At 57.6% G+C, this 22,655-nt stretch carries 24 protein-coding genes; 5 read left to right on the plus strand and 19 right to left on the minus strand.

Translation table 11 applies throughout. The annotated features are described in order from the left end of the window. Positions 1-2 precede the first annotated feature (2 nt). Positions 3-914, plus strand: a complete 912-nt coding sequence (locus LKE28_09520; GenBank protein MCH3908451.1) for a 2-oxo acid dehydrogenase subunit E2 — start codon at positions 3-5, stop codon at positions 912-914. A 1-nt stretch (position 915) separates the two neighbouring features. On the opposite strand, the gene thyX is transcribed toward LKE28_09520, so the two are convergent. Genes thyX through malQ form a run of 3 tightly spaced genes read right to left on the minus strand, consistent with a single transcriptional unit; the run spans position 916 to position 4,018 of the window. After that, positions 916-1,737, minus strand: coding sequence for an FAD-dependent thymidylate synthase (gene thyX, locus LKE28_09525; GenBank protein ID MCH3908452.1), 822 nt, complete (start codon positions 1,735-1,737; stop codon positions 916-918). Positions 1,738-1,759: 22 nt separating this feature from the next. After that, the gene (locus LKE28_09530) at positions 1,760-2,476 is read right to left on the minus strand and encodes an RsmE family RNA methyltransferase (GenBank protein ID MCH3908453.1); all 717 of its coding nucleotides are present in this window, start codon (positions 2,474-2,476) and stop codon (positions 1,760-1,762) included. A 6-nt stretch (positions 2,477-2,482) separates the two neighbouring features. Beyond that, positions 2,483-4,018, minus strand: a complete 1,536-nt coding sequence (malQ, locus tag LKE28_09535) for a 4-alpha-glucanotransferase (protein MCH3908454.1) — start codon at positions 4,016-4,018, stop codon at positions 2,483-2,485. 94 nt (positions 4,019-4,112) lie between these two features. Between malQ and LKE28_09540 the strand changes: the two genes are divergently transcribed. The 4 genes from LKE28_09540 to LKE28_09555 are packed head-to-tail and all read left to right on the plus strand — an operon-like array spanning position 4,113 to position 6,409. Then, entirely contained in the window at positions 4,113-4,613 is a 501-nt protein-coding gene (locus tag LKE28_09540) for a CarD family transcriptional regulator (protein MCH3908455.1), read from the plus strand. Between the two features lies 1 nt (position 4,614). Further along, a complete protein-coding gene (locus LKE28_09545) occupies positions 4,615-5,406 on the plus strand; it encodes a 2-C-methyl-D-erythritol 4-phosphate cytidylyltransferase (GenBank protein MCH3908456.1) in 792 nt (263 codons plus the stop codon). Then, positions 5,403-5,852: a 2-C-methyl-D-erythritol 2,4-cyclodiphosphate synthase gene (gene ispF, locus LKE28_09550; GenBank protein ID MCH3908457.1), complete on the plus strand. Its 450-nt coding sequence runs from the start codon at positions 5,403-5,405 to the stop codon at positions 5,850-5,852. Before LKE28_09545 ends, ispF begins: the two co-directional genes overlap by 4 nt. A gap of 14 nt (positions 5,853-5,866) precedes the next feature. Continuing rightward, on the plus strand, positions 5,867-6,409 hold the full coding sequence (locus tag LKE28_09555; protein ID MCH3908458.1) for a flavodoxin family protein: 543 nt from the start codon (positions 5,867-5,869) through the stop codon (positions 6,407-6,409). Here the strand turns inward: LKE28_09555 and LKE28_09560 are convergent. The 16 genes from LKE28_09560 to LKE28_09635 all read right to left on the minus strand — a co-directional run. Further along, positions 6,393-7,049, minus strand: a complete 657-nt coding sequence (locus LKE28_09560) for an HAD hydrolase-like protein (GenBank protein ID MCH3908459.1) — start codon at positions 7,047-7,049, stop codon at positions 6,393-6,395. The genes LKE28_09555 and LKE28_09560 overlap by 17 nt on opposite strands. Then, positions 7,031-7,810: an inositol monophosphatase gene (locus LKE28_09565; protein MCH3908460.1), complete on the minus strand. Its 780-nt coding sequence runs from the start codon at positions 7,808-7,810 to the stop codon at positions 7,031-7,033. Before LKE28_09565 ends, LKE28_09560 begins: the two co-directional genes overlap by 19 nt. After that, the gene (locus LKE28_09570) at positions 7,807-10,473 is read right to left on the minus strand and encodes a hypothetical protein (protein ID MCH3908461.1); all 2,667 of its coding nucleotides are present in this window, start codon (positions 10,471-10,473) and stop codon (positions 7,807-7,809) included. Before LKE28_09570 ends, LKE28_09565 begins: the two co-directional genes overlap by 4 nt. Positions 10,474-10,507: 34 nt before the next feature. Further along, the gene (locus tag LKE28_09575) at positions 10,508-11,653 is read right to left on the minus strand and encodes an MFS transporter (GenBank protein ID MCH3908462.1); all 1,146 of its coding nucleotides are present in this window, start codon (positions 11,651-11,653) and stop codon (positions 10,508-10,510) included. A 33-nt stretch (positions 11,654-11,686) separates the two neighbouring features. Beyond that, positions 11,687-12,850 carry a helix-hairpin-helix domain-containing protein gene (locus tag LKE28_09580; GenBank protein ID MCH3908463.1) on the minus strand — a complete coding sequence of 388 codons (1,164 nt, stop codon included), beginning with the start codon at positions 12,848-12,850 and terminating at the stop codon, positions 11,687-11,689. 49 nt (positions 12,851-12,899) lie between these two features. Then, positions 12,900-13,922 carry a carbohydrate kinase family protein gene (locus LKE28_09585; GenBank protein ID MCH3908464.1) on the minus strand — a complete coding sequence of 341 codons (1,023 nt, stop codon included), beginning with the start codon at positions 13,920-13,922 and terminating at the stop codon, positions 12,900-12,902. Positions 13,923-13,928: 6 nt separating this feature from the next. After that, complete coding sequence (locus tag LKE28_09590; protein MCH3908465.1) at positions 13,929-14,786, minus strand: class II fructose-bisphosphate aldolase; 858 nt, start codon at positions 14,784-14,786, stop codon at positions 13,929-13,931. Positions 14,787-14,882: 96 nt separating this feature from the next. Continuing rightward, the gene (locus LKE28_09595) at positions 14,883-15,803 is read right to left on the minus strand and encodes a DMT family transporter (protein MCH3908466.1); all 921 of its coding nucleotides are present in this window, start codon (positions 15,801-15,803) and stop codon (positions 14,883-14,885) included. Further along, complete coding sequence (locus tag LKE28_09600; GenBank protein ID MCH3908467.1) at positions 15,800-16,612, minus strand: aminotransferase class I/II-fold pyridoxal phosphate-dependent enzyme; 813 nt, start codon at positions 16,610-16,612, stop codon at positions 15,800-15,802. Before LKE28_09600 ends, LKE28_09595 begins: the two co-directional genes overlap by 4 nt. A 40-nt stretch (positions 16,613-16,652) precedes the next feature. Then, positions 16,653-16,907, minus strand: a complete 255-nt coding sequence (locus LKE28_09605; GenBank protein ID MCH3908468.1) for an aminotransferase class I/II-fold pyridoxal phosphate-dependent enzyme — start codon at positions 16,905-16,907, stop codon at positions 16,653-16,655. Positions 16,908-17,103: 196 nt separating this feature from the next. Beyond that, on the minus strand, positions 17,104-18,402 hold the full coding sequence (gene prs / locus LKE28_09610) for a ribose-phosphate diphosphokinase (GenBank protein ID MCH3908469.1): 1,299 nt from the start codon (positions 18,400-18,402) through the stop codon (positions 17,104-17,106). A gap of 104 nt (positions 18,403-18,506) precedes the next feature. Continuing rightward, on the minus strand, positions 18,507-19,412 hold the full coding sequence (locus LKE28_09615; protein ID MCH3908470.1) for a DUF1861 family protein: 906 nt from the start codon (positions 19,410-19,412) through the stop codon (positions 18,507-18,509). After that, on the minus strand, positions 19,409-20,473 hold the full coding sequence (locus LKE28_09620; GenBank protein MCH3908471.1) for a glycoside hydrolase family 130 protein: 1,065 nt from the start codon (positions 20,471-20,473) through the stop codon (positions 19,409-19,411). The genes LKE28_09615 and LKE28_09620 overlap by 4 nt, the downstream gene beginning before the upstream one ends. Before the next feature lie 22 nt (positions 20,474-20,495). Next, positions 20,496-21,320 carry a carbohydrate ABC transporter permease gene (locus LKE28_09625; protein MCH3908472.1) on the minus strand — a complete coding sequence of 275 codons (825 nt, stop codon included), beginning with the start codon at positions 21,318-21,320 and terminating at the stop codon, positions 20,496-20,498. Positions 21,321-21,322: 2 nt separating this feature from the next. After that, entirely contained in the window at positions 21,323-22,204 is an 882-nt protein-coding gene (locus tag LKE28_09630) for a sugar ABC transporter permease (GenBank protein MCH3908473.1), read from the minus strand. Between the two features lie 25 nt (positions 22,205-22,229). Next, a partial coding sequence (locus tag LKE28_09635; GenBank protein ID MCH3908474.1) for a hypothetical protein occupies positions 22,230-22,655 on the minus strand: 426 nt, incomplete at its 5' end.

A 22,655-nucleotide genomic window follows, 5' to 3' on the forward strand; every position in this document is an offset into this window, starting at 1 on the left:
CTATGGGAAGAAACGACGCAAAACGGGTATGGGACATCCCGACCCTGATCCAGATTTATCCATTCATGATGAAACGCCGCTGTGACAGCATGGTGTTCCAGACGGTCACCATCGATGTCACCAACATCCTGACGTTCATCAAGGATCACACCTCATCACAAGGCAAGAAGTACCGGATGTTCGAGGTGGTGCTCGGGGCGATGGTGCGCCTGATGGCCGAACGTCCCGAACTGAACCGTTTCATCGCCGGAAAACGGTATTGGCAGCGGAATGAGATTTCCGTCAACTTCGTCGTCAAGGAAAACCTGGCGGACGACGCTCCGGAACACAGCACCCCGCTGTACTTCACCCCGGAGATGAGTTTTGACGAAGTGGCGTGCAAGATCGAGGATACCATCATCGCCGGCCAGACGCCCCACAGCGAAGGCTACACCGACCGGGCCATCGGGTTCTTCCTCCACTTCCCCACCTGGTTCATCAGCATGGTGGTGGGGATCGCCGGATGGATGGACCGCCATGGGATCGCCCCGAAGGCGCTCCGTGACGCCGACGGTCTGCACACCTCCGCGTTCGTCAGCAACATGGGTTCCATCGGACTGGACGGAACCAGCCCCCACCATCACCTGTACGAGTGGGGCACGACCAGCATTTTCATGACGATGGGAATGATGAAGCGCACCAAGCTTCCTGACGGCACATGGAGAGCATCCATGGAATTCGGCTTTACCGTCGATGAGCGCATCACCGACGGTTGGTACTTCACCCAGAGCCTCAGAGTGTTCGAAAAATACCTGCAGGAGCCGGAACTGCTGCTCCAGCCGGCGAAGCTTCCCCCGCCGCTCCTGTCCAAGAAACAGTATCAGGCGAAACTCCGGGCGGAGCGCAAACAGGCCAAAGCGGCCAAGCGAAGCTGACCTACTTCAGCTTCGCCTCAAACAGCTCTTTGCTCCGTCCTTTCAGCGGATTCTCCATACCGGCCAGCATGGCCTTCAGGGCGACCATTTCACTGCCGCTGAAGGTCACCCCGTTTTTCCGATGGTTCTCAAACGCCTCGGTGGCGATGGGGCAGACCAGCCTGACCAGTTCAAGAATCTGCTGGGCGTACACCCGGATCTCCCACTGGGCGTGGGGATCCAGACGAAGCTGCAGGAAGTGGAACAGGTTATGGAGATCCATGTTCCAGTACCATTCCGTGTACAGGGAAAGAGGCAGGTCGATCCGTGAGACCTCACGTGCGATACCCATGTCCACCAGCTTGCGGTAGTTCTCATAGGCCCGCTTCTGGTCCTCATCCATGATGGCAAGCACCTGTTTTGCCACCTCATCGGAAACCGGTTCATCGGCCCGTCCCTGCCGGTTGACCTCGCTCTGCATGTTGATGTGGGCGGGATCGGGCTGATACATCTCATCCTTCATGATGGAATACCTGCCGCTGATCTCATTGACCCGTCCGGTCCGGTGACGGATCCACTGCCGCGCCACGAAGATCGGCATCTTGACGTGGAACGTGAAGTTCACCTGCTCGAACGGCGAGGTATGATCGTTCCTCATCAGGTAGTTGATCAACCCTTTGTCCTCACGATACGTCTTGGTGCCTTCTCCATAGGAGACACGGGCGCTCTGGACGATCCGCTGGTCACTGCCCAGATAATCGACCAATCGTACGAATCCGTGATCAAGCACGGGAAATTCCTTATCCAATACCGCTTCCGCTTCCGGAACCACACAATGTGCCATGGCAAACCTCTCCTTCAATCAATTACAAACCCATTCTTCCCAACAGCATGGCCGTAGCCGCGCTGCATGCCGTCTCCGTCCGGAGTATCCGGCGGCCCAAAAGCAACGGCTGATAACCATCATCCAGAAACAATTGGCGTTCATGATCGGTGAACCCCCGTTCCGGTCCGATGGCCATGACGACCCGCTTTCCCGTGATGGACACCGAAGCCAGACGCTCCTTGCCGATCACATTGTCCAGAAGCAGCTTCTGGGCGCCGGAAGGCACCATGCGAAGCGCATCCGCCACGCTGGGGGCGAACCGCACTTCACTGACTCCGGTCTCACCGCTCTGCATCGCCCCATCCAACAGAATGGAACGGTACTCGCCGCTGGTGTACAACTTGGCTTCCAGGTACGACTTTTCCGTCAGTTCGCACCCGGACAGTACTATGGTTTCCACCCCCAGGTCAACCGCTTCACGGAGGATCCTCCGCATGCAGATGGGCCGCACCTGGCCGACCAGCAAGGTCACCGGATACAACGTTCCCGAGGTGGGATCCGTCACGGTGAACGTGAACCGGATGCCTGACGGATCCACATCCGTGATGACCGCCTTCCCTTTGGCGCCGCCCACCACTCCCATCTGGAACGCGTCCCCCACCCCCAGGTGGAGGATCTCGGTGATGTGCTGGTAGCGGTAATCGTCCTTGGGGATCAGATTCCCCTCGGGCATCCGCTCAAACAGGATGATGTTCATACGTCCTCACGAGCGGGTTGCCGGCTGGCGACCGTACAGGTCCACCATGTCGCGCAAACGATCGACCCTCCAGGAAGGAACATCCAAGCTGTCCAGACGCCAGGACCAGTTGCTCGTCCCACAGGTGGCAGGCACGTTCATCCGGGCGTCCGCCCCCAGCCCGAGCCAATCCTGCATGGGGAAGATTGCGTCCTGACAAACGGACATCAGGGCGGCTCGGACCATCTGCCAGACCACCTGGTCGTCCGGGCATTCCAGATACCGTCGCACTTTGTCCTTCACCGCGCCATCCAACGTATCGTACCACCCTTGGGTGGTGTTGTTGTCGTGGGTGCCGGTGTAGATGACGCTTCTTTCCGTACAATTGTGGGGAAGATACGCATTGGTGGAGTCCAGTCGGCCCTGGCCATCAAGGCCAAATGCAAACTGCAGCACTTTCATGCCAGGGAAGCCATTGCCGTCCCTCAGTTCCTCCACATCCGGAGTGATGACCCCCAGGTCCTCGGCGATGACCGGCATCTGGGCGCCGAACACCTTGTGGAGGTGGTCGAACAGCTTTTGTCCTGGAGCGGCAACCCAACTCCCGTGGATCGCCGTCTTCTCTCCGGCAGGGACCTCCCAATAGGCGGAGAACCCGCGGAAATGATCGATCCGGACGATATCACAGGTGGAAAGCACATGCTTCAACCGGGCCGTCCACCAAGCGAAATGGGTCTTCTCATGCTCCGGCCAATCGTACAGCGGGTTGCCCCACAGCTGTCCATCAGCGGAGAACGCATCCGGCGGAACACCGCTGGACGCCGTCTGGTTTCCCTCCGCATCCAGCTTGAACAACGAACGGTTGGTCCATACATCCACCGAATCCCCTGCGACGAAGATCGGAATGTCCCCCACCAGGGAGACGCCGTTGGCATGGGCGTAGGAGATCAAGGAAGCCAGCTGGCTGGCGAAAAAGAACTGAATCACCTTGGTCCGTTCGATCTCCTTCCTATACTGCTTCGTCGCCTTCTCCACCGCCTGAGGATGACGCATCTTCAGTTCTTCCGGCCACTGGCTGAACCAGCGGGAATCGCCGTAGGCGTCGCACAAGGCGACGTACAGGGCGTAATCATCCAGCCAGTATCCTTCCGCGGAGCAGAACTGCTGGTACTTTGCCTTGTCCGCAGCACTTGCCGTGGCGAGGAACGTATCGGCCGCCTTGTACAACAACGGCATCTTGAACGCGCGCACCACGCCGTAATCGATCCGATAGGAATCAAACGAAGGCGGATTGAGGACATCGGTGATCTCCAGGTACCCATCATAGGCAAGCGTTTTCAGGTCAACCAGCAATTCGTTGCCGGCAAACGTGGAACGAGCGGCGTACGGGCTGTCCCCATAGCCGGTCGGGCCGAGGGGCAGCATCTGCCATAACGAGATATGGGCCGAGGCAAGCAGGTCGACGAACCGCTTCGCCTCATCCCCCAGCGTACCGATACCCAACGACGAGGGCAAGGATGTGGGATGCAGCAAAATACCGCACCTTCTCTGTGTCTTTTTCATGATGTCTCATCATATCGCAGAAGGAGATATTTGCATAGTTTCCCCATTTCCGCAATTCATTGTTTTTCTCCGTTTTATCGTGTATAATGACGGTATGAGTTCAGAGAAAAAGTCCATTGAGTTCCAGGTTGGCGAACACATCGTCTACCCATTGCAAGGCGTCGGTGTCGTCAAACGTATCGAGGAGCGAACCTTCAATGGTACCCCCACCACATACTATGTCATTTATCTGAATTCATCCGACATGACGGTCATGGTTCCGGTAGACAAATCCAAGGAGATCGGGGTGCGTCCCATCGTCCCGCCTGAGGAAGCGTTGGCGGCGATCAACTCCATCTCGGAGAAATTCGAGCAGATGCCTGTGGATTGGAAAGACCGGTACCGGATGAATGTCGAGTTGCTCAAGCAGGGATCCATCGCGTCCTTCGCCAAAGTGGTCCAGTCACTGTACCACCGCAGCAAGGTGAAGGAACTCCCCGTCCAGGAACGCAAACTGTACGACAACGCGTTGAACCTGCTGATCGATGAATCCTCCTACGCATTGAAAAAGGATCCGTCGGAGATCAAAAAGTTGATCTTCTCAAAACTGGAGTAGCATGCAGATTCCTACCTTTGCCACCATCATCACCGCTGCGGGCAAAAGCGAACGCTTCTCGTCCCAGGGGGTGAAAAAAGAGTATCTGTCCATCGACGGGCAGACCGTCCTGCAACGGGCCACCGCCCCGTTCCTGTCCGTACCCAATTGCCAGCTGGTCATCGTCACCTGCCCCAAAGGGGAAGAGAACGAATGTGGCGTCGCGCTGGGCGACCTGTATGAACACCAGAGCGTACCGGTCATTCTCTGCGACGGAGGCGAGAGCAGGAAGGAAAGCGTCCGGAACGCCCTGACGCTCCTGAAGCACCTCGGAGTACCCGTCCAGTACGTCGCCATCCACGATGGGGCACGATGCTTCATCACCACCGATCTGATCATCCAGACGCTTGCCACCGCCACGATGTATGGTGGTGCCGCGCCCGCCCTTCCCGTCACCGATTCGCTGAAGACGATCACCGATGACGGCGTGATCACCGCAAGCATCCCCCGCCACGGAACGGTGGCGGTGCAGACCCCGCAGATCTTCCGCTGGCCGGACATCTACCTTGCCCACCAGGCAGTGGCGGATGACGGGAAAACCTACACGGACGACACGGAAATCTGGGTAGCGGCAGGAAAAGAAGCAGGAGTCTGTCCGGGGGACCGGAAGAACCGGAAGATCACCTACATGGAAGAGATTCCTGACGCCCAGCAGCAGATCGACGCCTACCTTGCCGCCCGCAAGGAAGGAGAACGTCTGGAGAAAGCGGACAAAGCGCTCCGCACCGCCATCCAGGAGGCCAAGCAGTCATGAGGATCGGCTCCGGTTGGGACCTGCATCGCCTGAGCCCGGGACGAGCCCTCGTCCTGGGAGGCGTGACGATCCCCTCTCCATTCGGTGAAGAAGCGCACAGTGACGGGGACGTACTGGTCCACGCCATCATTGACGCGCTGTTCGGCGCCATCTGCGACGGGGACATCGGCAGCCACTACCCCGATTCCGACCCCCGCTACCAGGACATCTCCAGCATCACGTTGCTGAAGGACGCCCTGACCCATCTGGGGGAACACACCATCAGCAACATTGACTGCACCATCGTGCTGGACGAACCCAAACTCCGGCCATACATCGATACGATCCGGACCCATCTGGCAGAAGCTCTGCAGATCGATCCCGACCAACTCTCCATCAAAGCAAAAACAAGCGAGCGCACCGCACCGGCGGTCATCACCGCCCAAGCGGTCCTGTTGCTCGACTGACATCGAGGTGTCTTATGCAACCCACCATGATCATCTACTACGGTTCTCCCCGTACATTTGGCAATTCCGCCACCCTTGCTGACGCGTTCGCCGTGGCGGCGTCCCACAGCTGTCACGTGAAGAAAGTCAAGCTGAACGCTGCGGTCATCCATCCCTGCCAGGGATGCGACCACTGCAAGGAGGAAGAGGGTTCCTGCATCTGGGATGACGACATGATTCCCCTTGCCAAGGATTTCGCCGCGGCGGATGCCGTCTGCTTCGCCACCAGCGTCTACTGGTGGGGCATCACCGCACAGACCAAGCTGTTCATTGATCGTCTGTATCTGTTACCGAAAGCAGCGTTCACCGGCAAGCACCTGTACGTCATCGCCGTCGGAGAGGACGCGGTGAACGGCATCCAGTATTCGTTGATCGACCGGCAGTTCAAGGAGATCGCAACCTACACCGGCATGTCGTACGACGGCTTCCTTCCCGTCAGCGCCGATGACGACCACCTTGCGGCGGACAACATGGAAGCGATGGAACAGGCAAAGCGCCTGTTCAAGGGAATCGAGTAAGCAACTCCTGGGGGGAAGCGACGCTTCCCTGGGGCGCGGAGATTCGGGAAAACCCGAATCCGTAGGTGACCGGGACGAACCCCACCCCGGCGACGTTCGCGCCGTTCTGGTCGTGGGTGGTATCCCCGACCAACACTGCTTCCTCCGGCTTCACATGGGTGTCTGAGAGTACCAGACGGAGTACATCCGCCTTGGTCCTCCCCCCAGCGAGGGTGGAGAAGTCCCCGTGGATCGAAACGAAATACGGCGCCAGCGCGTAATGGCGCATCATGTTCACCGCAGTGGATTCGTTCTTCAGCGTCCCGACGGCAAGAAGATATCCCCGCTCCTTCAACGTCTTCAGCACCATCTGCATCCCGGGATAGACCAACGCCTGGTACTGGCCATCGGAAACATACCGCTTCTTGTAGATGGCCAACGCGTCATCCAAATACTGGTCGGGAAGATCATAGACCACCTTGAAGCACTGGGCGATGGGAGGCCCGATGAACTTGCGCATCTGTTCCTCGGGAACATCCGGGGAAAGCCCCAGACGACGCATCGTGTACTTCGCCGTGGCGAAGATCCCCGGGGAAGTGTCCAGCAACGTCCCGTCCAGATCGAAAATTACCAAGCGGGGCTTCACTGTGCCGTCTCCCAAAGCCACTCCTGGATCTTCCCGTTGGACGCCACCAGGTCACACCGCAACGCTTCCCGCTCTCCAAGAAACTGGAGCACTCCCCCCGCTTCACGGAGGATCGCCCAACCGGCGGCAAGGTCATAGTAGCAGAGGAACCGTTCAAAATAGCCATCCAGACGTCCGGCGGCGATGTAGGCCAGCTCCAGCGCGCAGGAGCCGAACGAACGGATATCACTGCAGGCGGAGAAGATCCGCTGCTCCGCATGGAAGTACGCATCCGCCGCTTCATGATAGCGGTGTGGCGGCACGCAGACGATGACGGACTTGGAAGGATCAACCGTCCGGGAGACGGAGATCGGTTTGCCATTCAGATGTGCCCCCTCCCCCCGTACCGCGGTGAACAGCTCATCCTGACGGACAACATACACCACACCAATGAGCGGGTCGAACGGTTCGGTTTCCCATGCGATGCTGATCGTCCAGTCGGGAATCCCATGCATGTAGTTGGTCGTCCCGTCGATCGGATCGATCACCCACCGGCCTGCCAAAGTTCCATGGTGGGTTCCGCTCTCCTCCCCGAAAATCTCCTCATCGGGAAACGTTTCTTTGATCGCCCGGATGATCAGATCCTCACACGCCTTGTCGGCGTTGGTGACAAAATCATTGACGTGCTTCTCCGAGATCAGAAGATTCCCCTTCTCCGCCAGGGATACGGCCAAAGCGCCGGCCTTGCGGGCGGCATCCACCGCCACGGCAAGGTGTGCCTGAAGCACCTCGCTCATGCTTTCTTCCTTTTGGCCAGAAGCCGCTCCCCGATGGTGGAGACGTACTTCCAATCCCCTGCGGAATAGCTCTGCCGCTTGATTTCTTCCTCAGACGCTTTGATCAGATGCCCTTCCCGGTCATACTCCAACGTGACGCATCCCCAGTCATCCTTCTTGTCGGCGTACATGATGGCTCCGATGTTGGCCCTGCGGTCAAACGTACTGACCTGGTCATCCCTGCCGGCGGAAAGGATCACGGTGAGTCCGAACGGACTGATGGTGAACATCTTGTCCTTCCCATCCATCCGCTGGGCATCCAGCGCCTTGTCGATCAACGAAGCGGACGCGGAAAGCAGCGAAGGGTCTCCTTCCTTGCACCACGTGAAAAAGCGCCCCTCATGGGTCTTCAGCATCACCAGCGCGTCCCGAAGACGGGAGGGAATCTGCTTGCCATCCAACAGTGCATCCACCACTTCCGGTTCCTTGGGTGTCTCTTCCACCAGGGTTTCCGGTGCGGGTGCAGGATGGTCGGATGGAATTGTTTCTTCTGAAGAAGTGGCAGGAGTTTCCTGTACGGGCACCTCGGATGGAATCACATCATGACCGACCGGAGGCGCCACAGGAGATTCCTCTTTTGCTTCCGGTACAGCTTCCGTACCCGGTATTTTCTCCACAGAAACCTCTTGCGTAGGTTCTCCCGTTGCTTCGGCCTGGGCGGCTGGAACGGGTTGTTCCTCTTCTGGTTCCGTTGGAGGTGTGACGTCCGCTTCCGTCTTGTCCTCCACGGTTTCCGCGGCCGCTTCCAGAATATCCTCCCTGCCTTGGAAGAGATCAGGTTGGATGTCTTCGGTCGCAGGTTTCGCCGGCCAATCGGGATGATTTCCCTCCTGGGGCGGATTCTCCGGCTTCTCCGGCTTCTCCTCCCTTCCTCCGGCAATCTCGGAGAGCAACGTGAAGAACGAATACGGCTTGTTGGTCTCCTCGTGTTTCTCCTGAGGCGGCAACTCGTCGTCGTCATGGGGATCGATCATCTCTTTGGTGTCGTCCTCGTCCAACTCGTCATCCGTATGCTTTTCCTCCACCTGGTCTTCATCCACCGTCTCTCCGTTCAGGATGGAGAAATCAGGATCATCCGGTTCGTCTGGTTCATCAGGCTCCCCTTCGTCCTCCACCGGCACATCCTCGTCGGGTTCCGATTCATCCCGGAGAATCGATTCCGCCGTATCCAGTTCGTCGTCATCTTCCTGCCGGGGCGGAACCAGCCCCAACGCCTCTTTGCAGGCACGCAGCGTATCGGGATCCTGGGAAAGCCCTGCGAGTTGGGGGAACGAAAGGAACAGCACGTTGTCCACCAAGTCGGTGGGATAGTCATCCACATGGTTCTCATCCACGATGATCACCGGGGTGCGCTGTGTCTTCGCCCGCGCGATGGTCTGTCTTCCCTGGGAGAAGGCAAGGAGCGATGCGCGGCCATCCAGCAGAGGATCGACAGGAAGCGGAGGCAGGACGTTCAGTCCTACCTGGGTATCGGAGAAATCAAACAGGGCGTCAAACCCTGACGTATTCCGCACGAATCCGGTGGAGCCGAACAACGCGTGGATCATCGTCACCGGCTGCATCACCTGCTGTTCCCGTTCAATCTTCTCCCATTCTTCTGCGGAGAGCACCCCTTTGGCGAGCACCTGTTCCTTGACGATCCGGGGAAGGTCATCCAGCAGATGGTTGGTGTCAAAACAGAAGAAGTGGCCGGCTGCTTCAAGGAACGGCCGACTTGCCGAGACCCGGTCATCCATCGGATACAGGCTGGCGTCGCTCTCATCGGAACACAACGGCACGGAGAGCAACGCAAGGTCTTCCGGGGCCAAGGATGCGTACCGTGTCACTTCGTACAGGTCGTATCCGTCACGGCGACCCAACAGGGACCGCACCCGCTCCTCCCAATGCTCACGACGCACCACTTGGTCGACCAGCTCCTTCTCCTCGGCATAGGTGTCCGTGAGCGCACGGAGTTCCTTCAGCTTCTGCTCCATGTCCTTCTTGTAGACACGACTGTCCGCTTCCAAGGTGTCCAGTCCCGTCCTGCCCTGGGTGACCAACGCGGAGAACGCGGTGAGCAACCCATCCAGACCTCCGGTGAACGTCTGGGAAATGGCATCGTTGAACGGCTGCAGGGAGAGCCGCAACGAGCGCACATGCCGGGGGATCTCATCCAATTCCATCGGGGTGGGGAAACAGAACTCCATGACGGAATCCTGGTAGGCGGACAACACGCTTCCTTTGACGCCACCCGCGGCGTTCCGCGCCGCCAAACAGGTGTTGTCGATGTACCGGCAACATCTGCGGAACAGATCCTCAAAAAGTTCAGTCAACCGCCGATACTCTTTGGGAGGGATATTGCGGTCCGTAGCTGGCCCCATCCCGGCAAGACAGTAGGCGTTCTGCAGGAACCGCACCAAGGCGCTTGCCAGGCGGATCTCTTCATCACTCCCCGAGGAGAGTACCCGATGCTCCTCCCAACAGGCAAGTTTGAGCATTTCCAACGGGGCGTATCGGCTGAGGATCGCCACCATCTGACGGATGTCGTTGTCCAGATACACCGTCACTTCTCGGATGTTCCGTTGGATCTTGTCGGTGGGAATATCCCCGACATTGCTGAAATCCCAATTCTGACTGCTTTTCACCGCCTGCCACCTACTTGTATAGTATCATCACCTTTCACGTTTCCTCAACCGTTTGCAGTCGTGCTTTCAGCACAACGAACAAAACGGCGGAAAGCGCCGCGGGAAGAGCGTACCACAGGAACATTGCGCGGTATCCGACCGCCTGGATCAACAGACCGCAGGCGAACTCCCCGACCATTCCTCCCAGTCCGCTCCCCAACGACTGGCACAGGGAGAGCCCCTGGGCGGTATGATCCTTGTGGACGTGAAGCGTGACGAACCGAACCATGGCAGGCTGGAAGAACCCGAAGCAGAGGCTGTGGAAGCATTGCCCGATCATCACGCCGGCGACGGAAGGGATCAGGGCGTAGCAGATCTGCCGGACGATGCATCCCACCGAAGCAAGGAACAGCAACGTAACCGGCTGTACGGATTTCTTCTGCATCAGATACCCTGCGGCAAGCATGGCGACGAATTCCGAGGCGGTGGAAGCGACCTGCAGCATCGTCACCCGGTCATAGCCCAACTCCTCGATGGCGTACAGGGGAAGGAACCGGACGGTGGCCAGGGAAAAACGGGAGAGGAAAATGCATCCGATGGCAAGGACGAACGACGTGTCAAACCACCTGTCCCGAGAGCGGGGTGCGTCCTTCGGTTTCACCCGAGGCGTGTCCCGGCCCATGACCAGCAACGTGGGGATGTACAGCAGGGAACCGAAGGCAAGAAAACGGAAGATATCCTGGTTGTCCGACGCCACCGGACGAGCCATCAGTGCGTACACCAAGCTGAAAAAGGTACAGCCGATGGTTCCGGCGGAACGGATGATGCTGTAGACATCCGGCTGTCCCTTGCCGAACTGGTTCGCCGACGCGTCCTGCAACGTGAGGGACGAATTGAGGAAAAACCCCAGCAGGACAAGCAGCAACAATCCCGGAAGGAATGCTCCCGTCCGGATGAGAAGCGCCATGGCGCCGACGGTGACGGCCATGCACACCAGTTGGGTCAGCCGCATTTTTCCCGTCCGGTCGACAAACCAACCGGTGGCAACCTGCCCGCCCATCCCGGAGAGCTCGAAGACGGCGAACATCACCCCGATCATCGCATAGGAGAACCCTTGGTTCTTCAATACCACCTGCAGGTACATGTTGGTGATGGTGAAGACCGCCTGCAGGAGGAAAAACGAAACACTCTGGGAGACCATGCCCCCTATGGTATCGGGAAGCGGCATTTGATGCTACAGGATCAGGAAGCCTTTGCTGCGCGCTTTTGCGAATTGGGGAAGCGGAAGGGCGTCCAACGAACCGAACGAGCAGGATTTCCGCAGGTTCACGATCCGCTTGGCGTACTGCGGACCGATGCCCGGGACACGGAGCAATTGGTCCAAACTCGCCGTGCGTACGGAAACGGGATAAAACTCAGGATGCGCCTCGGCCCAGACCAGTTTAGGATCCTTGTCCAATGACAGGTTGCCATCCGGTCCGAACAGGATCTCGTCACTGGAGAAATGGTACTTGCGAAGCAGGAAATCCGTCTGGTACAACCGATGTTCCCGAAGAAGGGACGCCTGTGCGGAGACATCCGTCCCGAACAGCTCTCCATCCTTGCGCACCACTACCGGAGCCTGGCGCTCTCCGGGAAGATCCGCATCCCCCAACCCCCGCTGGTAGGCGGAAAAGTACAACCGCTCCATGTGAAGGTCCTGGTACATTGCGCCACAGTACGAGACGATCTCCCGATCCGATTCGTCCCCTGCCCCGACGATGAACTGGCTGGTCGTCTTCACCCGGGGATGGGCGGTTCCCCTGCCGGTGTGGGAAGCGATGTATTTCAGCGGTTCAATGATGTCCTTGTGGTAATCCTTTCGCTCGGTGAGCAGACGAAAATGGGATGCACCGGGCGTCTCAATGTTCAGCGAGACGGCAGAAGCGTACCGGAGCGCGGCATCAATGCTTGCGGGAGACGCCCCGGGGATCACCTTCAGATGGATGTACCCTTTGTACTGGTATTTGGCCCGGAGAATCCGCGCCGTATCGACCAGCATCTGCATCGTCTTTTCCCCATCCCCCATCACCGCCGAGGAAAGAAACAGCCCCAACAACGGGCGGTGCAATTGGAACTGATAGAAAAAAGAAGCCATCTCAACCGGAGAGACGGCAACCGGCCGGAAATCATTCTGCCGGCGAAGCGGGCAGTATTTGCAGTCATTGACGCACCGGTTTCCCAAGAGGGTCTTCAGGATGATGCCCGCCCCGCCACTGGCGGTGGTCATCGGGTACAGCCACCCTTCCCCCGTCTGGTTCCGGACACGGTGTTCCCGCGGGTCCTTCGTCCCGCATGCACAGGAAAGATCATATTGGGCATCCCGGGAAAGGATGTCCAGCTTCGCTTGGGTATCCATACAAATGGATACTATCATTTGTATAGGTGTTCTGCAAGATTTTTTGCCGTCAAAATGAAGTCGCTTTGGGTTGTCCCCCGAATCGGGAAAGCAGGCCCGGTAACTTCGTATACGGCAACACGGTATCCGTTCCGTTCACCCCGGCCAACGAACTGGAAGACGCGGCGACGCCCATGGCGATTCCTTCATCCAATGGCTTGCCCTGCCACGCGGTGTACAACAACCCGGCCAGAAACGCGTCCCCCGCCCCTGTTTTTCCTTTGATGAAACTTTGGGGAAGATCCAACGTAGGCATCTTCAAAAACCTGCCGCTCTGTACATCCAACCCATAACAGTACAACGGCATGTGGATGACCACCCATTGGGCGACCCCCATGTTCCGCATGGCGCCCAACACCTTTTTCACCGCCGATTCGTCCACACCTCCCTCATGGACGAACGAAATTCCCGTGGCGGCTTCCGCCTCGATCTCGTTGATGGCACAAATATCCGCGTAGGCGAACGCGTCACGGCAGATCCGCGCGGCTTCAGGTCCCGGATGGGAGACAAGGTCGACCGCGGTGCGCATGCCTTTCTGACGGGCATGATGCAGGATCCGGGCGGCATCAGTGCCGTACTCAGGATCCCTTCCATCCATCGCCAAACCCATCAACAGATATTCCAACAGGAAGATGTCACCACCAATGCGATCCCACGGGAGGGTGGCGTCCGCCATCCGCTCTGCAGAACCTTTCAAAGAAAGAAACGTACGTTCCCTGCTGTCCAGCGAATCGATGATGACGGTAAAGGAGTTCTCCCCTTCCTCAACCAGCCAATCCAAGGACACATTGGGAAAACGCGTCCGTACCGTATCCTTGAGGAACCTTCCATTGGCGTCGTTGCCAAGAAAACCGGTGACATGAAGCGGCATGGTTCCATCCAGCCGGGACAAGGATCCAACCACATTTCCCGCCCCACCCATATCACGGGATGTGGCGGTGATCAACGACAGCGTCCCTTCCTTGGGATACCGCTCCACAGCGTAATGCTGGTCGACGATCAATGGCCCCGCGACAACGATTCCGTTCTGCATATTCCCTCAGATTTCCAACGCGAAGGTCAGAATTGCCGTCTTGACGCATTCCTGCATTGCCTTGACGGCAACATCCGGAATGTCATGGAAGAAAATATGATCGCCAGGATGTTTGGTATCCATCGCTTTTTTGACCGCTTCCCCGCCTGCCAGACTCATGTACGTATAGAAGTTGATCTTCCGGATGCCGTTCCGTACCGCCGTCTGGAATTCCTCCTTGGAAAGACCCGAGCCACCGTGCATCACATACGGCATGTCCTTCGCCTGCCGACATAGGGTGATCCGGTTCAGATCCAGAACGGGCTTTCCCAGATACAGTCCATGGGCGGTCCCGAAGGAAATGGCCAAGGCGTCGACACCGGTCAGGTCGGCGAACTTCTTCGCTTCCTGGGGATGGGTGTACGTCTGATCCTTGTTCACCGTCTCTGCCGTCTGTCCGTGCTCCTGGGAGAGAATGTGCCCCAGTTCCGCCTCCACTCCGACCCCCAAAGCGTGCGCTTCATGCACCACTTCCTTGGTGATGGCCACATTCTCGTCAAACGGCTTGGAGGATGCATCGATCATCACGCCGGTGAAGCCCAGATGCATCGCCTTGGTACAGGACTCGAACGATGAGCCGTGATCCAGATTCAGGCAGACCGGCACAGACGCTCTTCCGCCATAGAACAGCATCAGATTGATGGCTTCTTCCATCGAGATGTAGGGCGCATGTACTTCCGCCCAATTAAGGATGACCGGTTTTTTCGTCTCTTCGGCCGCACCAATGATGGCACGAATCGATTCCATATTGGTGACATTGAACGCCCCGACGGCAATGCCTTTCTGTTGGGCGAACTGCAAGACACTCTGCAAGGAAACAATCATCCGGCGCCTCCTGGACAGAGGGCATGGCAAAAGCCATGCGCCTCGTCTTTCAGTTTACCACCGAAATAGGCATGGCGCAATTTTTAATGAAGGTGATCAAGATGCGGTGTGTACTGTCCGCTTACGGAATGGCAACCTCACCTCGCTGACCGCCAGCCCCAACAACGTCAGGACGGTACCCCAGATGGCCAGCGGGGTGATCACCTCACCAAGCCAGATGGCCGAGCATACCATGGTGATCACCGGACAGAGGTAAATATAGAACGATCCCGTAATCGCCCCCAACGCCAGAAGGGAATAGTTCCAGGTGACGAAGCACATGCCGGAGGCCACCACACCCAGAAACAGCAGGTGCTTCAGGTACGGCCAGCTGAACAGCTGGGCCGTCTGCAGGGGCGCGGGATGGATCAAATTGGCCAGAAGAATCAACACCAGGCCGGGAAGGAACATCAGGCGGGTGGCAGGGATGACGGCGTATCCCTTCTCCGTGATCTTCCGGGCGAAGACGGAATAGCCGCCCCACGTCGCGGCGGCGCCAAGGGCAAGGATATCCCCCAGGGGGTTGAGCTTCAGATTGGTGGATTCGTTGAATGAGATCAACGCGATGCCGGCGATTGCCACGACGAATCCGATGAAGTACTGCTTCTTCAACGGTTGGTGGAACGCCACGGAACAACAGAGCACGGTGAATACCGGCGCGATGCTGACGATCACCCCGACGTTGCTTGCGTAGCTGAACGTCAACGCGGTGTTTTCCAGAAAATAGTACAGGAACACCCCGAGCGATCCCGCTCCGACAAACAGCCAGATATCCTTGGAATCCTTCAGGCGTATCCGATGCGGCTGGACGACCCACAAGGCCAGGTATCCGACGAACATCCGGCCGAACAACAGCTGTTCCGGAGTGAGGATATCAAGAAGCACCTTCGAAGAAACGAACGTCACCCCCCACACGAAGACGGTGAACAGGGCGGAAAGGTGCCCTGCCGCCTTCATGTCCCGGGGACCTTCGATCATGCGTCAACCTTCATCACGTTCTTGCGGTATGCTTTCAACCCCGCATCCAGACATCTGAGGGAATGACGGAGCGCCTCCGGGTTGATCACATAGGCAAGGCGCACCTGCCTGCGACCGATCCCCTTGGTCACGTAGAAATCCTCGCACGGAGCAAGCATCACCGTCTCCCCATCCAACGAGAAATCCTTCAGCATGAAGATGGAGAACTTCTCCGCGTCGTCCACCGGAAGTTCGGCGACCAGGTAGAACGCGCCTTTGGGACACTGGCACTTGACGTTCTCGATCTTGTTCAACCCCTCTACCAGAATATCCCGGCGAAGCTGATATTCGGCACGTACCTCGGCGATGTAGGAATCATCCGTATCCAACGCGGCCAAGGCTGCGACCTGCTCGATATCCGGCGGGCAAAGCCGCGCCTGGGAAAGCTTCAACGCAGACTCCAGCACCTCACGGTTCTTGGAAACCAATGCTCCGATCCGGGAACCGCACATGCTGTAGCGCTTGGAGAAACTGTCGATGCAGATCACCCGGTCGGCATACTCCGGGAAGCTGAGGATCGAGGTGAACTGTTTGCCATCGTAGCAGAACTCCCGGTACACCTCATCGACGATCAGGAAGATGTCGTGTTCCTTGACCAGCTTGAGCAACGCCAGCAACTCATTCCTGGTATACACGTGCCCGGTGGGGTTGTTGGGGGAGCAGAGCAGAATCGCCCCTGTCTTGCGGGTGATCTTCTTGGCGAACTCGCTGATCGGAGGCAGGGCGAACCCGTCCTCAAACTTGCTGGTCACCGGCACCAGGTTGACCATGGCGACCTTGGCGAACGAATCGACGTTGGTGTAGTACGGCTCAGGGGATGATCACCTCGTCGTACGGATCACACAGCGTCATGAAGGCGAACTGGATGGCTTCCGAACCACCGGTGGTGATCAAAATATCATCCGGCTCCACGGAAAGGCCGTATTTGGCGTAATACTTGGGAAGTCCCTCCCGCAACGCCTCCAACCCTTCACTGGCGCCATAGGCGATGGTCTGTTCGCTGTAGCCGTGGATGGCGTCCAGCACCTGGGGCGGGGTCTTGATATCGGGCTGTCCGATATTCAAATGATAGACGTGCTTTCCCTCCAGCTCGGCCAGCCTGGCATATGGGGACAACCTTCTGATGGGGGAACATTGGAAACCAGTAATACGACGAGACATTTGCATAACGCTACACTCCTGAAATCCGCATAGGAAAAAGCATCATGGGCCGTACGTCAACGACGTGGTCCATGAAGTGGAATGACCCGGATCATGCCGATCACTCAGCGTGATCCGGGTTCGTAGCGCTCGCTGCCTCATCAGCGGCCGGGGCGGTTCCCTGTTGGCTGTTATCAATGAGAATCTGAATGAATTTACGGTTGTCCAGCAACGGACTGATCGACCGGCCATGGTGCAGACGGCTGATGATCCGGGCGAACAATTCGGTGATGTCCGCCTGCACGTACCACTCCTTGTCCAGGAGGTCGTGCCCATGGTAGACGGCGTTGGTCCCGATGATCCGGTAGAACACCCCTTCCTTGTACGCCTGGTCGAACGTATCCACCGCGCCGGCGTTGAAGAACGGCAGGCTGATCATACAGATGATCTTCTTCGCCCCAAGGTTCTTCAGCTCGCGCATGGCCAGCAGCATCGTGCCACCGGTGGCGATCATGTCGTCGGCCATCAGCACCGTCTTGCCACGCACATCCCCCAGCAGGTTGATGCTCTTGATGTTGCTCGTCTTTGCGCTGGTGGAGACGACGGAATAATCCCGCTCCTTGTACAGCATGGCCAATGGGCGATGCAACGCCTGGGCGTAGAACTTGTTGCGGGAAACGGCTCCGGTATCCGGAGAGACGACCACCAGGTCGGGGTCGTTGAAATCGATGATCTTGTGCAGGGCGATCAACGTCTGGTACGAACCGTGGAGGTTCTCCAGCTTCAGATGGGTGAAACTGTTCTCGATCTCCCTGCTGTGGATGTCCAGCGTGATGATCCGCTCCACACCGAGCATCTCGCACATATGGCCGAACATGCTGGCCGTCAACGCCTCGCGTGACGCCTTCTTGTGCTGGCGGGCGTACGGATAGGTGGGAAGCACCAACGTGATGGAATCAGCGCCGGCCAACTGCACGGCATTGACCGTAGTGAACAGGAACATCAGATGATCGTTGACGGAGAGCTTGACCGGTTGGTCACACCCCGCCACCTGGATCGGTTCCTCGTTGGCCATATCGTAGATGATGTAGACCCTCAGTCCTCTGACCGGATCCAGAATCTCCGCCTTCTCCTCCCCATTGGCGAACTTGGTGTACTTCACCTTGACGGTAAAATCGGGAACCTGGAATGTCGTCGGGCACTTGGATTTGGGGATGCTCTTGCTGTTCAGGTCATCCATCAGGGTGACCGTCTTGAGGATCTCCTCCTCCGTCATGCCATGGCGGCGCGCCAGCGCGGCGGAAAGCTTCTCATACCGCTCCAGATACAAGCGGCGCAGGTGCTTTACCACCTTTCCGGTGAAATACTCACTGCCGGGGCCGGCGATGACACCAAGTTTATGGGGCTTAATGATACTCATTTATCTTATTTCTCCGTAGAGGTTTACGTTCACTATAAGAACAAAGGCGCTATCATCTAGCATACCCCACCTCCCAAAGAATGTCTAGAGGAGTGAAGAAGAGGTCAGGCGAAAGGATCCGGCACCAGTGCCGTCTGGATATCCACATCACTTACCCCAAGGTACAGCCGGATCCGGGAACCTGCGTTCTCCATCCCTCCGGGGAACAACACATCCGCAAGATCCGGACGCTTGGCAGGTCCAGGAAGCAACTCTCTCCGCTCGATGAGGATCCGAGGTTCGACGACCAAGGAAGCACTGCGGGGGTCCAACGTAAAAGCCATGGGATAGTAGTGCCGGGCTCCATCCGGAGAGAAGCACGCGATATGCCCCAGCACCCCGATCGTCCCATCTTTCAGCAACACCGCCTGGTTGACGCCACCCCACTCATCCGGATCAAACAGCCCAAGAAGCGGAGCCTGGGAAATCGTCTCAGGAACCGCATCCAACGAGGGAGCGACGGTGAACCCGATCTGCCCCCGGCCCCCCACCGCGCCTTGCGGACGGGAGAACACCGCCACACGTCCCTCAGGCAACGGGCAAAGCCGGATATCCTTCATTCCTTTCGGACCGGAGAACCAGAGCTTCAACGTGGTGATCGTCCGACCAATCAAAAAGTCTGTCCGCCATCCCAGTACCGTTCCGGACGGAGAGAAGTCCACATGGACGCCACCGAACACCAGTTTTTCTCCGATCCGGCACCAGAACGGGTCCTGCAACCGGAAGGCAGGAAGATCATCCGCCACCTTCCAACTGCCATCCGTTTGCCTGGCAAGAAACCGAACGTGGGAATCTTCGCTCGAACGAGGCTCCACGCGGACCGGCAACAGACATTTTCCCCCGATTAGCAACGGACGGGCGGGATTGTACGCATCCGCACCATCCAGCCCCTGCACGTGCATCCTCTGGATGGAGGAGATCTCCGAGGATGCACGGTGGGCGGAAAGCAACGAAGCGACGCGGTACGTCACAGCGCGCGCCTCCCATACACCAACGAATCCATGATATCGGAAAGCGACAGGCGGGCACCACAGACACAGCTGTCTGCTCCGCCGTAGTACGTCACCACCTCGTCACCTTCAATCCATGCCGCGCAGGGAAAAACGGTGTTGGAGAAGAATCCATTGCGCTCATAGGGTTCTTCCGGCTGGAAGATGGGTTGTGGAGTACGGGCCAACACGCTCCTCGGATCCTGTTTATCCAACAGCAACGCCCCAACCCGGTAGTGCTCCTTCTCATCCACCCCGTGGTACAGCACCAGCCAACCGGCATCCACCTCCATCGGGTGCGCCCCCGCCCCGATCTTCCGCATCTCCCACGGCTGTCCGGTACGGCATCCGGCAAGATGTTGGTGGCCACCCCAGTGGACCAGGTCGGAAGATGAGGCGATCCAGATGTCCGAAGCGCCCAAACCATCCAGGATCGGGCGGTGAAGCATCCACCACGTTCCATCAATCTTCTTGGGGAAAATCACCGTATCCTTGTTTGCCGGCGGGAGGATCATCCCTTGGCGGTTCCAGGTGACCAAATCGTCACTCAATGCAAGCGACACCCCCACTCCGTTACGGCTCACCGACGAATAGGTCATGGCGTACTGCCCATCCTCAAGCCGTGTGATCCTGGGATCCTCGGCACCCCATTCCTCGCTTCGGGGATCCAACGGGAACAACGGCGTATCATCGCAGACGAAATGGACACCATCCGGCGCAAACGCCCTGCGCAAACTGGACATGCTGGAAAGGGCCGCCACCCGTCTTCCATCCCGTTCCACGATTGCCCGTGGATCGGTAAAATCATAGCGCGGGTCGCTCCGGTTGAACTCCATTGCGCCAATTGTACCACCCGTTTCGACATGGGGGATCCGGATGACACCATCCCCACGGTCAGAGCACATCTCGGCGACTCTGCAGACCAACGTCACCCCTTCTTCCGTACGTACCCCACCGCAGTTGAACACCCCGACCACGGTAAAATCGGGGCGGGACGGCTTCACGTCGGCACAGACAAGCAAGGGATTTTCCTTCATTCGCATCACACACATGGACAGACCTCTTTTATTTAAACTGCATGGCGATCCCCTCCTTGAAATTGCGGGAGAAGATCAGGAACAAGACAACCACAGGAGTGGTCAGAATCACCGAAGCGGCATACATCGGCCCGGGCAGGTTGCCCATGGGCTTGAACTGGGTGGTCATCAACACGTTCAGCGTCTGCATCTTCACATCCGGGGCCATCAGCATATCCCACATCAGTTCCGACCAACGCCCTAGGAATACGGAAAGGAAGACGATCACGGACAAGGAACGACAGACAGGAAACGCAATGGAAAAGGCGATGCGCAGTTCGCTCGCTCCATCAATCCTGGCCGACTCGAACATGTCGGAAGCAAGCGTACGGAAGTAATTGTAGTACATCAGGACGGCCCACAGGGAAACGATGTACGGGATGATCATTCCGGCATATGTATTGACCAATGGTTTCAGCAACATGTACTGCGGAACCAACAGGATGATGGTCGGGAAGAACATCTGGAACAACAGGATCTCATACAACGCATGGGCAGCGGCAAAACGGATCTTCGTCATGGCGTAGGCGGTCAAAAGACCGGTCGCCACGGAAAAACAGGTGGAGACGATGCTGACAAGCAAGGAGTTGGCCATGGCCCGCAACCACATCATCCGGTTCCCACTGCCACCGTTGGTCATCAGATAGCGATAACTGTCCATGGTGAACCCGGAAGGCAATACGGATGCGTCGACCTGCTTCCAAGGAGTCAGCGACTGCATCACCATGTAGTAGTAGGGAAATAGCGCCACAAACGCCAAGAGAAGCGCAATGACCAACGCCACCCATTTCGTTTTTGTTTTCTTTCGTGCCATCTTTACCTCTCCACATCAACGAACCGGTTGGTCACGCCAACCACAATCCGAAGCGTCACAAAAATACACAGTCCCAGAAGAATGGCGATCATCGCACCATAGCCAGAGCGGAAACCGACGAATGACGTGTTATACAGGAGCAACTGCCAGGAGAGCGTCGCCTTCTGCGGTCCTCCCCCGGTGAGCAAATATGGTTCGCTGAAGATGCTGTACACCAGACCGGTCGCCAGCATGATGACGCTCTGCATCGATGAAGCAATCATGGGAAGTGTCACCTTGAAAAACCGTTTCAATCCTGTGGCTCCATCAATCTCCGCAGCCTCTCCAATCTCAGGCGGGATCGACTCCAACGAGGAGAACAGGAACAACGCGTAATAGCCGGACACCTTCCAGACGATGATGAAAACGATCACCCAGAAGGCGGTATGAGGATTAGTGAACCATTGGACCGTCAGTCCGAACCGCGTACGGAGCCAGACGTTCAACGAAGAACTGTAACTCAGGAAATAGCGGACAAACACACTGGTGGCGACGCCACTGGTCAGATACGGGATGAAGAAAATCACGGAGAAGATCCCTTTTACCTGGGATGGGAGATGATGCAGCACCTCGGCGACCAGCATGCCGATGACACAAACCAACGGCACGATGGCCACCAGGTACTTCAATCCGTTGACAAACACCTTGTGCACATTCGCGTCACGCAGCGCCGTCTTGAGATTGGCAAGCCCCACCCAATTCCAGGAAAGGGACATCAGGTTCCAGTCAGTTCCCGCCAACCATACCGCCCAGACGAGCGGTATGGCAAACAGCACGAAGAGATTGAGAAGAAACGGAACGGAAAAGAGCCATCCCGTCCTGCTGGACTGTCTGTCTGTTTTCATGCGGGAACCTCCCGGGACCAATCGATCATTGCAGCGATCCCGCCGTTTTCATCGCTTCCATCATACCCTGTACGTACGTTGTGGCATCCAGGGGAACAAGCGACGTGTTCTTGGTGGAATCGGAAACGTATTGGGAAAGGCCGCCTTCTCCCATTGCGGTGAGGATTTCGGAAATATGGGCATCCGCCATCGCCGGAATGGAGTTCTTCACCATCTCCGCCTCATCCTGCAACACCTGCTTCTGGCCGATGTACTGGGCAAGGACGGGATTGTCCATCGTGTCTCCGCGTACCGGGAGCATTCCGGTCGTCTTGTACCAGTCAAGGTCCGTCTGGGCGTTGTTCTCCTTGCCCCACACCCAAGAGATGAACGTGACCGCGGCGCGATGCTGCTCTTCCGTCACGTTGCCGCCTTTGTAGAACACCAACCCTTTGGAATCAGCGAACGTGTA

The sequence above is a fragment of the Sphaerochaeta sp. genome (assembly GCA_022482495.1).
In the GTDB taxonomy this organism is placed as follows: Bacteria; Spirochaetota; Spirochaetia; order Sphaerochaetales; family Sphaerochaetaceae; genus RUG023.